This window comes from Pseudomonas sp. NPDC087029 (assembly GCF_044745345.1).
In the GTDB taxonomy this organism is placed as follows: Bacteria; Pseudomonadota; Gammaproteobacteria; order Pseudomonadales; family Pseudomonadaceae; genus Aquipseudomonas; species Aquipseudomonas faucium.
In genome coordinates this window covers 298119-312758 of the sequence record NZ_JBIVAB010000003.1, presented here as the reverse complement: position 1 = coordinate 312758, position 14640 = coordinate 298119, and the positions used below count along the sequence as shown (strand labels likewise).

Sequence of the window (14640 nt, the reverse complement as noted above, 5' to 3'; positions counted from 1 at the left end):
CTCAGTTGTGGGCGTGCAGCGCCTCGTTCAGCTCGATCGCCGACTTGTGCGTCTTGCACTCCACCGCGCCGTTGAGCGAGTTGCGGCGGAACAGCAGGTCGGTCTGGCCGGCCAGGTCGCGGGCCTTGACCACTTTGACCAGCTGGTTGTTCTCGTCGAGCAGGTTCACCTTGGTGCCGGCAGTGATGTACAGGCCAGCTTCGACGGTGTTGCGATCGCCCAGCGGGATGCCGATGCCGGCGTTGGCGCCGATCAGGCAGCCTTCGCCGACCTTGATGACGATGTTGCCGCCGCCGGACAGGGTGCCCATGGTCGAGCAGCCGCCGCCCAGGTCCGAACCCTTGCCGACGAACACGCCCGCCGAGACGCGGCCTTCGATCATGCCCGGGCCTTCGGTGCCGGCGTTAAAGTTGACGAAGCCTTCGTGCATGATGGTGGTGCCTTCGCCGATGTAGGCGCCCAGGCGCACACGGGCGGTGTCGGCGATACGCACGCCGGCCGGGACCACGTAGTCGGTCATCTTCGGGAACTTGTCGACCGAGAACACTTCCAGCAGCTCGCCCTTCAGGCGTGCTTCGAGTTGCAGTTCGGCCAGCTCGCCCAGGTCGACGGCGCCCTGGTTGGTCCAGGCCACGTTCGGCAGCAGTGGGAAGATGCCGGCCAGGCTCAGGCCGTGCGGCTTGACCAGGCGGTGCGACAGCAGGTGCAGCTTAAGGTAGGCCTCTGGGGTGGAGGCCAGGGCCGCGTCTTCGGCCAGCAGGGTGGCGACCAGCGGCTTGTGGCTCTCGGCCAGGCGGGTCAGCAGGGCGGCCTGGGCGGCGTCGACGCCTTTGACGGCTTCGGCCAGCTGGGAGGCCTGGGCGTTGCTGAAGGCAATGGCCTGGTTGCCACCTTCATAGCCGAGAATCGGTGCCACGGCGGCCACCAGTTCGGCGCTCGGGTTGAGCAGTGGTTGTGCGTAGAAGACTTCCAGCCAGGTGCCCTGGCGGTTCTGGGAGCCGACGCCGAAGGCCAGGCTGAACAGGGAATTGGACATGTGATTACCTCGTGCGAAATAGGGTATGAAGCGGTGACCGGGTCAGGCCAGGGCGGCGGCGTACAGGTCGGGCTTGAAGCCCACCAGGGTGCGCGCGCCAAGGTCGAGCACCGGGCGCTTAATCATCGACGGCTGGGCCAGCATCAGTTCGACGGCCTTGGCCTGGTCGAGATCGGCCTTGCTGGCGTCGTCGAGCTTGCGGAAGGTGGTGCCGGCACGGTTGAGGATGACTTCCCAGCCGTGTTCGTCGCACCAGCGGTTCAGGCTGTCGCGGTCGATGCCTTGGGTCTTGTAATCGTGGAATTCGTAGGCGATGGCCTGGTCTTCGAGCCAGGTGCGTGCCTTTTTCATGGTGTCACAGGCTTTGATGCCGTAGAGCGTGTAGGTCATTGTGTACATTGGGGTCAAAGGTTTCCCCAATTTCTCCCTTTCTGATAGTCAGTCGCGGGATTATGCGGGAACGATCCTCGCGGCGCCACGGGTGTGCAACCCAAGACACGTATCATCGTGTTACATATTCATTTGCCACCTGCGACTATCGTGCAGCGGCCCAAGATTGCCCGGCCCCGCTAACATATTGTTTCAATGGCGATGTTTCGCCCTGTTGTAGTTTTTGGTTCACAAAGGAAGCTTTCACGGATGCAGTCCGCCTATACCGTCCTCATCCTGCTGACGCTGGTAAGCGTGTCGAAACTGGTCGGGCGGGTGATTCCGCTGCCGCTGCCGCTGGTGCAGATTGGCGCCGGTGCCTTGCTGGCGTGGCCAACCCTCGGCCTGCATGTTGCCCTGGACCCCGAGCTGTTCCTCTTCCTGTTCCTGCCGCCGCTGCTGTTCGCCGACGGCTGGCGCATGCCCAAGCGCGAGCTGTGGCGCATCCGTGGCCCGGTGGTGGCGTTGGCCGTGGGGCTGGTGCTGTTCACCGTGGTGGGGGCCGGCTATTTCATCCACTGGTTGCTGCCGACCATCCCGTTGCCGGTGGCCTTCGCCCTGGCCGCGGTGCTATCGCCGACCGACGCCGTGGCGGTTTCGGCCATTGCTCAGGACCGCCTGCCGACCCCGCTGATGCACATGCTCCAGGGCGAGGCGCTGATGAACGACGCCTCGGGCCTGGTGACCTTCAAGTTCGCCCTGGCCGCAGCGATCACCGGGGCCTTCTCGCTGGCCGATGCCAGCTTCAGTTTCGTCCTGGTGGCCCTGGGTGGCCTGGCGGTCGGCGTGGCCCTGAGCTGGTTGATCGGCCGCCTGCGGGCCTGGATGATCGCCCGTGGCTGGGATGACCCGGCCACCCACGTGGTGTTCATGTTGCTGCTGCCCTTTGCCGCCTATGTGCTGGCCGAGCGCCTGGGCGTTTCCGGCATCCTTTCGGCGGTGGCGGCCGGCATGATGCAGAGCTGGCTCGACCTGCTGCCCCGGCAGACCAGCACCCGCCTGCTCAACCGCAGTGTGTGGTCGCTGTTGGAGTTCGCGTTCAACGGCTTGATCTTCCTGCTGCTGGGCCTGCAACTGCCGGACATCATCAAGGCCGTGGTCAGCCACGAAACCACCGTATGGCCGACCCTGGCCTGGCGTTGCCTGGATGTGCTGGCGATCTTCGCGGCGCTGGTGCTGCTGCGCTTCATCTGGGTGCAGAGCATCTGGCGCGCGATTGGCGTGGTGCGCCGGTGGCGGGGCAAGCCGGCCCTGGTGCTGATGCCGACGGCGCGCTCGTGCTGGTTGCTGACCTTGGGCGGCGTGCGCGGGGCGGTGACCCTGGCCGGCGTGATGTCGGTGCCGCTGCTGATCAGTGCAGGCGTGGCGTTCCCCGAACGGGACTTGCTGATCTTCATCGCCGCCGGGGTCATCCTGCTGTCGCTGATCAGTGCCTGCATTGCCCTGCCGTTCCTGCTGCGCGGGGTGACCCGAACGCCCGACGAGCGGTTGCACCAGGAAGTGCTGGACGCCTGGCGGCGCACGGTCGAGGCGGCGATCCATGCCCTGGAGGCGGAAGAGGTGATTGACGCCAGCGCACCGCAGGATGCGGCGCAGGCGACCATGGCCACCGAGCTCAAGGCCAGGTTGATGGCCGAGTATCGCGATGAGCTGAACAGCTACAACGACACGGCCGAGGCGCGGGCGCTGGCCGAGCAGATGGACTTGCTGGAGCGGCGTTTGCGTTTGCGTGCGCTGCGCGCGCAGCGGCTGGAGCTGTACAACCTGCATCGCCAGCACCTGGTGGGTGATGAGGTGGTGCGGCAGGTGTTGGGGGAGCTGGATATGAGCGAGGCGAACCTGGGGGCGGTCAAGTAGCACCCTGGGGCTGCCTTGCAGCCCAATCGCCGGCAAGCCGGCTCCCACAAGTTTGAGCCCGGCGCAGCCCCTGTAGGAGCCGGCTTGCCGGCGATTGGGCCGCAGAGCGGCCCCCACTCAATCAGCGATTTTGCAGAAACGCGCGAATCCGCTCTGCCGCCTCGATGCACTCGGCCAGTGGCGCAACCAGTGCCATGCGCACGCGCCCGGCCCCTGGGTTCACGCCATCCACCTCACGCGACAGGTACGAGCCCGGCACCACGGTCACATGCTGCGCCTCGAACAGGTCGCGGGTGAAGTCGGCATCGCAGCCCGGCACCTTGGCCCACAGGTAGAAGCTGCCATCGGGGCGCTGCACGTCCATGACCGGCTGCAGGATATCCAGCACGGCATCGTACTTGGCCCGGTACTGGTCGCGGTTGGCGCGCACATGGGCTTCGTCCTGCCAGGCGGCGACGCTGGCCAGCTGGGTCTGCACTGGCATCGCGCAGCCATGGTAGGTGCGGTACAGCAGGAACGGCTTGATGATCTCGGCGTCACCGGCGACGAAGCCCGAGCGCAGGCCTGGCAGGTTGGAGCGCTTGGACAGGCTGTGGAACACCACGCAACGCTTGAAGTCGCTGCGGCCAAGCTGCGCGCAGGCGCTGAGCAGGCCCGGCGGTGGCGCGTCTTCGTCGAAGTACAGCTCGCTGTAGCACTCGTCGGCGGCAATCACGAAGTCATGCTCGTCGGCCAGGGCAATCAGTTTTTTCAGGGTATCCATCGGCACCAGTGCGCCGGTGGGGTTGCCTGGCGAGCACAGGAAGAGGACCTGGCAGCGCTGCCAGACTTCGGCCGGCACGGCATCGAAGTCGGGGTTGAAGCCGTTGCTTTCCAGGCATGGCAGGTAATGCGGGGTGGCGCCGGCGAGCAGCGCTGCGCCTTCGTAGATCTGGTAGAACGGGTTGGGGCTGACCACCAGGCCATCATCGGCGCGGTTGACCACGGCCTGGGTGAAGGCGAACAGCGCTTCGCGGGTACCGTTGACCGGCAGGATATGGCGGTCGGCATCCAGCCAGCCGGCCGGTACACCGAAACGCCGCTCGCACCACTGGCCGATGGCCTGGCGCAAGGCCGGCAGGCCCAGGGTGCTGGGGTAGACCGCGAGCTTGTCGAGGTTGTCGGCCATGGCCTTGGCGACGAAGGCCGGCGATTCGTGCTTGGGCTCACCGATCGAAAGCGCAATGGCGCGCTTGTCCGCCGCGGGTTTCACGCTGCCCAGCAGGGCGCGAAGTTTCTCGAACGGGTAGGGCTGAAGCTGGGTCAAGGCGTGGTTCATCGGCGCAAGGTCTCGTCAATCGTCTTATCGTTGAATCGTTAAATGTTCATGCGGGTCGGGCTGGGCTCGCTGGCCTGGCCGGCCTGCAGCTGCTGCACGATGGCTTCCTGCAGGCGGCTGCACAGCTGCGGGTCGGACAGCGGCTGGTTGTCGGCGTCGGTGATGAAGAACACGTCCTCGACGCGCTCGCCGAGGGTGGCGATCTTGGCGTTCTGCAGCGACAGGTCGAACTCCAGGAAGATGCGCCCGAGCCGCGCCAGCAGGCCGGGGCGGTCCGGCGCGGTGATTTCGAGGATGGTCACCGGCCGCTGGGCATCGTTGAGGATGGTCACCTGCGGCGGGAAGTTGAAGTGCTTGAGCTGGCGCGGCACCCGGCGCTGGATGATGGTCGGGTAGTCCTCGGGGTTGCGCAGCGCTTCGGTGAGCCCGTCGCGGATCTGCTTGACCCGCTGCGGGTTGTCGCCGATCGAGCCGCCGTCGTTGTCCAGCACGATGTAGGTATCGAGGGTGAACTGGCTGCTCGAGGTGATGATGCGCGCGTCATGGATGTTCAGGTTGAGCTGCGACATGGCCGCCACGGTCACGGCGAAGAAGTCGTGCTGGTCGGGGGCGTAGATGAAGATCTGCGTGCCGCCCTCGAACTCGCGGGAGGTGGTTTCCTTGATCAGCACCAGCGGGCCGCCATCGGCAGGCTGCTGGAGGATCGCGTCACTGTGCCAGGCCACGTCGGCGGCGGTGTGCTTGAGGAAGTAGTCGTCGCCCAGTTGCGACCAGAGCTGCTCGACGTCGTCCGGGTCGGTGCCTTCGCGGATCAGGATGTCCAGCGCCGCGCTCTGGGTCTGGCGAATCTGCTCTTCACGGTCGAGCGGGTTTTCCAGGCCGCGGCGCAGGGCACGCTTGGTCTCGGTGTAGAGCTGGCGCAGCAGGCTGGCGCGCCAGGAATTCCACAGGCTGGGGTTGGTGGCGTTGATGTCGGCCACGGTCAGCACATACAGGTAGTCCAGGCGCGTTTCGTCGCCCACGTGCAGGGCGAAATCGTTGATCACCTGCGGGTCGGACAGGTCCTTGCGCTGGGCGGTGGTCGACATCACCAGGTGGTTCTGCACCAGCCAGACGATCAGCCGGCTGTCCCAGGCTGGCAACTGGTGGCGTTCGCAGAACTTCTGCGCATCCACTGCGCCAAGCTCGGAGTGGTCGCCCTGGCGGCCCTTGCCGATGTCGTGGTACAGCCCGGCCAGGTAGATCAGCTCGGGCTTGGGCAGGCGGCCCATGAGCTTGCTGGCCAGCGGGAATTTCTCGGACACCGGCGTGTACTGCAGCTTGCGCAGGTGCTTGATGAGGTTGAGGGTGTGCGCATCGACCGTATAGATGTGGAACAGGTCATGCTGCATCTGCCCGACGATCAGGCCGAACTCCGGCAGGTAGCGCCCGAGGATGCCGTAGCGGTTCATCCGCCGCAGGTTGCGGTGGATGCCGATTTCGCACTTGAACAGCTCGATGAACAGGCTGGTGTTGCGAATGTCGTTGCGGAAGGTGTCGTCGATCAGGTGCCGGTGCTCGCGCAGCAGGCGCACGGTGTCGGCGCGCACGCCCTTGATCTCCGGGTGCTGGGCCATCAGCACGAAGATCTCCAGCATGGCGAACGGGGTGCGCTTGAACACGTTGGGCCTGACCGCTTCGATGTAGCCGTCGTGCAGGCGGAAGCGGGCATTGAGCGGCTGGGTGGTGCCGCTGTCGTCATCGGCGAGGATGACTTCCTCGAAGTGCTGGATGATCAGGTCGCACAGCTGGCTGATGCTCATCACCACCCGGTAGTACTGCTGCATGAACTGCTCGATGGCGCGCTTGGGGTTCTCGTCGCTGTAGCCGAGCAGCGCGGCGATGCTGCGCTGGTGGTCGAACAAAAGGCGGTCTTCGGCGCGCCCGGCCAGCATGTGCAGGGCGTAGCGCACCTTCCACAAGAAGTCCTGGGAGGAGGCCAGCAGCTCGTTTTCGCTTTCCAGCAGAAACCCTTCGCCGGCCAGTGCATGCAGGTTCAGCGTGCCGTACTGGCGGCGGGCCACCCAAAGCACCGTCTGGATGTCGCGCAGGCCGCCGGGCGAGCCCTTGACGTTGGGTTCGAGGTTGTATTCGGTGTCGTTGTACTTGTGATGGCGGGCCTTGAGCTCGGCACGCTTGGCCAGGAAGAATTCCTTGCTCGGCCACATGTGCGCGGTGCTGGTGACGTCCAGCATGCGCTGGCGCAACGCCTCGGGGCCGGCGATGGTGCGGCTTTCCATCAGGTTGGTGATGACCGTCAGGTCGGCGCGCGCCTGTTCGGCGCATTCATCGACGGTGCGCACGCTCTGGCCGACTTCCAGGCCGATGTCCCACAGCAGGGTGAGAAAGCGCTCGATGGCATCGCGGTACTGTTCATGCTCGGCGGCCCCCAGCAGGATCAGCAGGTCGATGTCCGAGTGCGGGTGCAGTTCGCCGCGCCCGTAGCCGCCCACGGCGATCAGGGCGATACCGCTAGGGTCGCCCCAGTCGAACTGCTTCCAGGCCTGTTGCAGGATGTTGTCGACGAGCCACGCGCGGTCCTCGATCAGGCGGCGGATTTCGCGGCCTTCGCGAAAACGCTTGTCGAGCACCTCGCCGGCCTGGCGGATGGCTTTCTTGAAGGCGGCGATGGGGCTCGCCTTGAGGGCCAGTTCCGCCTGGAACTGGCCGCGGTCGAACAGCTCGGGATCCACCTGGGGCATCGCGTCGCGTTCCTGTCGTAGGGGTAGCCCTTGGCGCAATCAGGCCGAGGTGCGCGGGATGGTGTCGTCCTTGCGCAGGGTGAAGATCTCGTAGCCGGTCGCGGTCACCACCAGGGTGTGTTCCCACTGGGCGGAGAGCTTGCGGTCCTTGGTGATGGCGGTCCAGCCGTCGCCCAGCACCTTGGTGTCGGCCTTGCCCTGGTTGATCATCGGCTCGATGGTGAAGGTCATGCCTTCCTTGAGCTCCATGCCGGTGCCGGCCTTGCCGTAGTGGAGGATCTGCGGCTCTTCATGGAACACCTTGCCGATGCCGTGGCCGCAGAACTCGCGCACCACCGAGAAGCCGTTCTTTTCGGCATGCTTCTGGATCACTTCGCCGATGTCGCCCAGGCGGCAGCCCGGCTTGACCAGCTCGATGGCCTTGTACATGCACTCCTGGGTGACCTTGGACAGGCGCTCGGCCCATACCGGCACGCTGCCAACGTGGAACATGCGGCTGGTGTCGCCGTGGTAGCCGTCCTTGATCACGGTGATGTCGATGTTGAGCGTGTCGCCATCCTTGAGCGGCTTGTCATTGGGGATGCCGTGGCAGACCACATGGTTGATCGAGGTGCAGATCGACTTGGGGTAGCCCTTGTAGTTGAGCGGGGCCGGGATCGCCTGCTGGACGTTGACGATGTAGTCGTGGCAGATGCGGTCGAGCTCCTCGGTGGTGACACCGGGCTTGACGTGTTCTTCGATCATCTCCAGCACTTCGGCGGCCAGGCGGCCGGCGATGCGCATCTTCTCGATGTCTTCTGCGGTCTTGATGGTGACGGTCATTACAGGCTCTCTACGGCGCCGTGCACGGCGCGAACAAACGGGAAAGGCCGGATTCTAACAGAGCAGGGCGGCATTCTGTCGGGATAAAGGCGGCCATGCTGCTGTCTATAGAGGGCATTCTGGCCTGTTTGGCGGGGTGCTGCAAAAACCGCTGACGGACGTGCCTTTATCCGGGTTCCGTTCGCCCGCGGTCTGTGGTATAAAATGCGCCGCTTTCGGGGACGACCCCGTCAGCCTTAAACCCACACACGTGTCGACACGATGACCTGGGTGCCCGGCAACTTCGAACTGCGGTTCGGCTGCATGGGTTGGTCATTGGGATACGTGGAGGCCCAACCCGACTTATCAAGGAACTATCATGTCCCAAGTCAATATGCGCGATATGCTGAAGGCCGGTGTGCACTTCGGCCACCAGACCCGTTACTGGAACCCGAAAATGGGCAAGTTCATTTTCGGCGCGCGTAACAAGATCCACATCATCAACCTGGAAAAAACCCTGCCGATGTTCAACGACGCTCTGTCGTTCGTTGAGCGCCTGGCCCAGGGCAAGAACAAGATCCTGTTCGTCGGCACCAAGCGTTCCGCCGGCAAGATCGTCGCCGAGCAAGCTGCTCGTTGCGGTTCGCCATACGTTGACCACCGTTGGTTGGGCGGCATGCTGACCAACTACAAGACCATCCGTGCTTCGATCAAGCGTCTGCGCGACCTGGAAACCCAGGCCGACGATGGCACCTTCGCCAAGCTGACCAAGAAAGAAGCCCTGATGCGTTCCCGCGATCTGGAAAAACTGGACCGCAGCCTGGGTGGTATCAAGGACATGGGCGGCCTGCCTGATGCCCTGTTCGTGATCGACGTTGACCACGAGCGCATTGCCATCACCGAAGCCAACAAGCTGGGCATCCCGGTCATCGGCGTTGTCGATACCAACAGCAGCCCAGAAGGCGTTGACTTCGTTATCCCAGGTAACGATGACGCCATTCGCGCTATCGAGCTGTACATGACTTCGATGGCTGACGCCGTCATCCGCGGCCGCAACAATGTTGCCGGCGGCACCGAAGTCTACGCTGAAGAAGCGGCTGCACCAGCTGCTGAGTAATAGGCGCTAGCGTCTACTTGGCACGCGAAAAGGGGGCTTTGCCCCCTTTTTGCCACCTTGAAATCCTGCTGTCAGCATGCGCCCCGCATCATGGGCCGGCTGAATCAGAAACAGCGGATTTGCAGAATTGAACGCCCGTGACGAGCGGGTGGAATGGTTGAAAAACTTTCCAAGAGGATTTTGAAATGGCAGCAATTACTGCAGCGCTGGTGAAAGAACTGCGCGAGCGTACCGGCGAAGGCATGATGGATTGCAAGAAGGCCCTGGAAAAGGCCGGCGGCGACATCGAGAAAGCCATTGACGACATGCGTGCCTCGGGCGCCATCAAGGCCGCCAAAAAGGCTGGCAACGTCGCTGCTGAAGGCGCTATCGCGGTCAAGGCCGACGGTAAATCCGCCGTCCTGCTGGAAGTGAACTCGCAGACCGACTTCCTGGCCCTGCAAGACGACTTCAAGAACTTCGTCGCCGAAAGCCTCGAAGAAGCCTTCGCCCAGAAGCTGACCGACGCAGCTCCGCTGATCGCTTCGCGTGAAGCGGCTCGTGAAGCCCTGGTTGCCAAGTGCGGCGAAAACGTCAACATCCGTCGCCTGGCGCGCGTTGAAGGCGACGTTGTCGGCGCCTACCTGCACGGCAACAAGATCGGTGCTGTCGTGGTTCTGAAAGGCGGCGACGTCGACCTGGCCAAGAACATCGCCATGCACGTTGCAGCTTCGAACCCAGAGTTCCTGGACGCGTCGGAAATCTCCGCCGAGGCCATCGAGCGCGAGAAGAACGTCTTCCTGCAGCTGAACGCCGACAAGATCGCCGGCAAGCCGGAAAACATCGTTGAGAACATGATCAACGGTCGTATCACCAAGTTCAAAGCCGAAGCGTCGCTGAAAGAGCAAGCTTTCGTGATGAACCCGGAAGTCAAAGTTGGCGAACTGGCCAAGAAAGCCGGTGCTGAAATCGTTTCCTTCACCTACTTCAAGGTTGGCGAAGGCATCGAGAAGCCAGTCGACGACTTCGCTGCTGAAGTTGCCGCTCAGGTAGCTGCTGCCAAGCAGTAAGACAGCCCCGTCTGTCGCCCCAAAGAGGCTGCCCGCTCACGCGCGCAGCCTCTTTGTCAAAGCGGGAGCGGTTTACGAGACCGTCGCTCGCTGACGCAGTTGCTGCGTCACGTTAGAGTTACATGCAGGCTCAAGCAGCCCGCCAGAATTTTTTACAAACGCCGCAGGAGAGATTCGCAATGGCTCAGCAGGGCAGTGGTCATCAGGCTCGCTATAAACGCATTCTACTCAAACTTAGCGGCGAGGCCCTGATGGGCTCGGAAGAGTTCGGGATCGACCCCAAGGTCCTGGATCGCATGGCGCTGGAAGTCGGCCAGCTGGTCGGCATCGGCGTCCAGGTAGGCTTGGTCATTGGTGGTGGTAACCTGTTCCGTGGCGCGGCGCTCAGTGCAGCCGGCATGGACCGCGTCACCGGCGACCACATGGGCATGCTGGCAACCGTAATGAATGGCCTGGCCATGCGCGACGCGCTGGAGCGGGCAAACATTACCGCCATCGTCATGTCGGCCATTTCCATGGTGGGCGTGACCGATCACTACGATCGCCGCAAAGCCATGCGTCACCTGAACGCCAAGGAAGTCGTTATCTTCGCTGCCGGTACCGGCAACCCGTTCTTCACCACCGACTCCGCCGCTTGCCTGCGCGCCATCGAAATCGATGCCGACGTGGTATTGAAGGCAACCAAGGTCGATGGTGTATACACTGCAGATCCATTCAAGGACCCGCATGCCGAGAAGTTCGATCATCTTACCTACGATGAAGTGCTGGATCGCAAGCTGGGCGTGATGGACCTGACGGCAATCTGTCTGTGCCGCGACCACAAGATGCCGCTGCGCGTCTTCAACATGAACAAACCCGGCGCCCTGCTGAACATCGTGCATGGCGGCGCGGAAGGAACTCTGATCGAGGAAGTTCAAAAATGATCAACGAAATCAAGAAAGACGCCCAGGCCCGCATGCAAAAGTCGCTGGACTCGCTGATCCACGCATTTGGCCAAATCCGCACCGGCAAGGCGCATCCGAGCGTCCTGGGCAGCGTGCTGGTGCCTTATTATGGCTCCGACACCCCGCTGACCAGCGTCGCCAACGTGACCGTCAAGGATAACCAGACCCTGCAAGTCGTGCCTTTCGAGCGCAACATGCTGGGCGCCATCGACAAGGCCATCGGCAGCGCCGGCTTGAATCTCAATCCGACCAACCTGGGTGAGTTGCTGCTGGTCAATATGCCCCCGCTGACCGAAGAAACCCGCAAGGGCTTCACCAAGCAGGCTCGCGCCGCGGCCGAAGATGCGCGCGTTGCCGTGCGCAACATTCGTCGTGACGCCCTGGGTGACCTGAAGAAGCTGTCCAAGGACAAGGAAATCAGTGAAGACGAAGAGCGTCGTGCCAGTGCCGACATCGACAAGCTGATCAAGGATTTCGAGGCGAAGATCGCCAAGGCCACCGAAGAAAAAGAAAAGGACCTGATGGCCATCTAAGGGTCAGGACGCCTTCATGGAAAAGACCAAGCAGACTGTGCCCTCCGTGGTGCCGCGTCACGTGGCAATCATCATGGATGGGAATAATCGCTGGGCGAAGAAGCGCTTTATGCCCGGCGTTGCCGGGCATAAAGCGGGTGTCGATGCGGTGCGCGCCGTGATCGAAGTGTGCGCCGACGCAAAAGTCGAGGTGCTCACGCTTTTTGCGTTCTCCAGTGAGAACTGGCAGCGACCGGCGGACGAAGTCAGTGCCCTTATGGACCTGTTCTTCAAGGCGCTGCGCCGTGAGGCCAAGCGCCTCAACGAGAACAACATCAGCCTGCGCATCATCGGTGACCGTTCGCGCTTCCACCCAGAGCTGCAGGCCGCCATGCGCGAAGCCGAAGCGCTGACCGCGGGCAATAATCGCTTCATCCTGCAGATCGCCGCCAATTATGGTGGCCAGTGGGACATTGCCCAGGCTGCCCAGCGTCTGGCGCGTGAGGTCCAGGCCGGCCATCTGCGCCCGGACGACATCACCCCGGGCCTGCTGCAGACCTGCCTTGCCACGGGTGAGCTGCCGCTGCCCGACCTGTGCATCCGCACCGGTGGCGAGCACCGCATCAGCAACTTCCTGCTGTGGCAGCTGGCGTACGCCGAACTGTACTTCTCCGACCTGTATTGGCCGGACTTCAAACACGAGGCCATGCGCACTGCCCTGGCCGATTTCGCTTCGCGCCAGCGCCGCTTTGGTAAGACCAGCGAGCAGGTCGAGGCTGGAGCTCGTGCTTAATGCTTAAACAACGCATCATTACCGCGCTGATCCTGCTGCCGATCGCGCTGGGTGGATTTTTCCTGCTCGAAGGTGGGGATTTCGCCCTGTTCATCGGCTTCGTGGTGACCCTCGGTGCCTGGGAGTGGGCGCGTTTGGCCGGCTTGATGGCCCAGCCGCTGCGCATCGCCTACGCCGCCGTGGTCGCCGGGGCGCTGATGCTGCTCTATCTGATGCCTGACCTGGCGCCCTGGGTGCTCGGTGCGTCGGTGATCTGGTGGGGGCTGGCGACCTGGCTGGTACTCACCTACCCGCGCAGCAGCGAACTCTGGGCCAGCGCCGCCTGCCGCCTGCTGATCGGCTTGCTGATCCTGCTGCCGGCCTGGCAAGGGCTGATCCTGCTCAAGCACTGGCAGCTGGGCAACTGGTTGATCCTGTCGGTCATGGTGCTGGTATGGGCCGCCGATATCGGTGCCTATTTCTCCGGCCGGGCCTTCGGCAAGCGCAAGCTGGCGCCGCTGGTCAGCCCGGGCAAGAGCTGGGAAGGCGTGTATGGCGGCCTTGCGGTCAGCCTGGTGATTACCCTGGTGGTCGGCATCAGCCGTGACTGGGGTGTCGGGCAGATCCTGCTGGGGCTGCTGGGCGCTGCGCTGGTGGTCATGGCGTCGGTGGTCGGTGACCTGACCGAGAGCATGTTCAAGCGCCGCTCCGGGATCAAGGACAGCAGCAACCTGCTGCCGGGCCACGGCGGCGTGCTCGACCGCATCGACAGCCTGACGGCGGCCATCCCGCTGTTCGCGGTGCTGTTGTGGGCGGCCGAATGGGGTGTGATGTGAGTGCACTGCAGCGCATTACCGTACTCGGGGCGACCGGTTCGATCGGCCTGAGCACCCTGGATGTCATTGCGCGTCACCCCGAACGCTACCAGGTGTTCGCCCTGAGCGGTTATTCGCGTGTCGACGAGCTGCTGGCCCTGTGCCTGCGGCATCGTCCTGCCTTTGCCGTGGTGCCCAGCGCCGAGGCGGCTTTGCGCCTGCGTGAAGGCCTTGCGGCGGCCGCTTGCGCCACCCAAGTGCTGGAAGGGGAGGCGGGCCTCTGTGAAGTCGCCGCGGCGCCCGAGGTGGATGCCGTGATGGCCGCCATCGTCGGCGCCGCGGGCTTGCGCCCGACCCTGGCGGCCGTGCAGGCCGGCAAGAAGGTGCTGCTGGCCAACAAGGAAGCGCTGGTGATGTCCGGCGCGCTGTTCATGGACGCCGTGCGCCAGAGCGGCGCGGTGCTGCTGCCGATCGACAGCGAGCACAACGCGATCTTCCAGTGCCTGCCGGGCGATTACGGTCGTGGCCTGAGCCAGGTGGGGGTGCGCCGCATCCTGCTGACCGCCTCGGGCGGGCCGTTCCGTGAAACGCCGCAGGCGGCACTGGCCGATGTCACGCCCGAGCAGGCCTGTGCACACCCGAACTGGTCCATGGGCCGCAAGATCTCGGTGGACTCGGCAAGCATGATGAACAAGGGCCTGGAGCTGATCGAGGCCTGCTGGCTGTTCGATGCGGCGCCGGCCAAGGTCGAAGTGGTGGTGCACCCGCAGAGCGTGATCCATTCGCTGGTCGATTACGTCGACGGTTCGGTGCTGGCCCAGTTGGGCAACCCGGACATGCGCACCCCCATCGCCAACGCCCTGGCCTGGCCCGAACGGATCGATTCGGGGGTCGCCCCGCTCGATCTGTTCGCCATCGCCCGCCTGGACTTCCAGGCGCCCGACGAGCAGCGCTTCCCGTGCCTGCGCCTGGCACGCCAGGCCGCCGAGGCGGGCAACAGTGCCCCGGCGGTGCTCAACGCTGCCAACGAGGTGGCGGTCGAGGCATTTCTCGAGCGGCGTATCCGCTTCCCGGAGATCGCGGGTATGATCGAACAGGTGCTCGACCAGGAACCTGTGGTGCCGCTGCCCTCGCTGGATGCGGTGTTCGCCGCCGACCAGCGCGCCCGCGAACTGGCCCGCGAGTGGCTTCGCCGCCACGGCCGCTGACACCCTGCCCAGGGTTTGGCTGAACGTCATTCGGAGATAGA

Annotated in this window: 13 protein-coding genes; 8 read left to right on the top strand and 5 right to left on the bottom strand. The window is 63.9% G+C overall.

Annotation, left to right across the window (positions count from 1 at the left end; translation table 11 throughout):
* Window position 1 precedes the first annotated feature (1 nt).
* A complete protein-coding gene (gene dapD / locus ACIPG5_RS07315; RefSeq protein ID WP_401374005.1) occupies window positions 2–1036 on the bottom strand; it encodes a 2,3,4,5-tetrahydropyridine-2,6-dicarboxylate N-succinyltransferase in 1035 nt (344 codons plus the stop codon).
* A gap of 42 nt (window positions 1037–1078) precedes the next feature.
* Window positions 1079–1426 (bottom strand): ArsC family reductase, encoded by a 348-nt coding sequence (locus tag ACIPG5_RS07310; protein ID WP_075043977.1) that lies wholly within the window; start codon window positions 1424–1426, stop codon window positions 1079–1081.
* Window positions 1427–1675: 249 nt separating this feature from the next.
* Between ACIPG5_RS07310 and ACIPG5_RS07305 the strand changes: the two genes are divergently transcribed.
* Window positions 1676–3322, top strand: a complete 1647-nt coding sequence (locus ACIPG5_RS07305; protein WP_176513541.1) for a Na+/H+ antiporter — start codon at window positions 1676–1678, stop codon at window positions 3320–3322.
* 121 nt (window positions 3323–3443) lie between these two features.
* Here the strand turns inward: ACIPG5_RS07305 and dapC are convergent, their stop codons facing one another.
* Genes dapC through map form a run of 3 tightly spaced genes read right to left on the bottom strand, consistent with a single transcriptional unit; the run spans window position 3444 to window position 8203 of the window.
* The gene (dapC, locus tag ACIPG5_RS07300) at window positions 3444–4640 is read right to left on the bottom strand and encodes a succinyldiaminopimelate transaminase (protein WP_176513539.1); all 1197 of its coding nucleotides are present in this window, start codon (window positions 4638–4640) and stop codon (window positions 3444–3446) included.
* Window positions 4641–4678: 38 nt separating this feature from the next.
* Entirely contained in the window at window positions 4679–7381 is a 2703-nt protein-coding gene (locus ACIPG5_RS07295) for a [protein-PII] uridylyltransferase (protein ID WP_176513537.1), read from the bottom strand.
* A gap of 39 nt (window positions 7382–7420) precedes the next feature.
* Window positions 7421–8203 (bottom strand): type I methionyl aminopeptidase, encoded by a 783-nt coding sequence (gene map, locus ACIPG5_RS07290; protein WP_176513535.1) that lies wholly within the window; start codon window positions 8201–8203, stop codon window positions 7421–7423.
* A 358-nt stretch (window positions 8204–8561) separates the two neighbouring features.
* Between map and rpsB the strand changes: the two genes are divergently transcribed.
* The 7 genes from rpsB (at window position 8562) to ispC (ending at window position 14599) form a co-directional block, all read left to right on the top strand.
* The gene (rpsB, locus tag ACIPG5_RS07285; protein WP_176513532.1) at window positions 8562–9299 is read left to right on the top strand and encodes a 30S ribosomal protein S2; all 738 of its coding nucleotides are present in this window, start codon (window positions 8562–8564) and stop codon (window positions 9297–9299) included.
* A gap of 185 nt (window positions 9300–9484) precedes the next feature.
* The gene (gene tsf / locus ACIPG5_RS07280) at window positions 9485–10348 is read left to right on the top strand and encodes a translation elongation factor Ts (protein WP_134825640.1); all 864 of its coding nucleotides are present in this window, start codon (window positions 9485–9487) and stop codon (window positions 10346–10348) included.
* 179 nt (window positions 10349–10527) lie between these two features.
* Entirely contained in the window at window positions 10528–11271 is a 744-nt protein-coding gene (gene pyrH / locus ACIPG5_RS07275; protein WP_027920035.1) for a UMP kinase, read from the top strand.
* Window positions 11268–11825 (top strand): ribosome recycling factor, encoded by a 558-nt coding sequence (gene frr / locus ACIPG5_RS07270; protein ID WP_401374001.1) that lies wholly within the window; start codon window positions 11268–11270, stop codon window positions 11823–11825. The genes pyrH and frr overlap by 4 nt, the downstream gene beginning before the upstream one ends.
* 16 nt (window positions 11826–11841) lie before the next feature.
* The gene (uppS, locus tag ACIPG5_RS07265) at window positions 11842–12597 is read left to right on the top strand and encodes a polyprenyl diphosphate synthase (RefSeq protein ID WP_401373999.1); all 756 of its coding nucleotides are present in this window, start codon (window positions 11842–11844) and stop codon (window positions 12595–12597) included.
* Window positions 12597–13412 carry a phosphatidate cytidylyltransferase gene (locus ACIPG5_RS07260; RefSeq protein WP_176513527.1) on the top strand — a complete coding sequence of 272 codons (816 nt, stop codon included), beginning with the start codon at window positions 12597–12599 and terminating at the stop codon, window positions 13410–13412. Before uppS ends, ACIPG5_RS07260 begins: the two co-directional genes overlap by 1 nt.
* Window positions 13409–14599: a 1-deoxy-D-xylulose-5-phosphate reductoisomerase gene (ispC, locus tag ACIPG5_RS07255; RefSeq protein WP_176513525.1), complete on the top strand. Its 1191-nt coding sequence runs from the start codon at window positions 13409–13411 to the stop codon at window positions 14597–14599. Before ACIPG5_RS07260 ends, ispC begins: the two co-directional genes overlap by 4 nt.
* Window positions 14600–14640 lie beyond the last annotated feature (41 nt).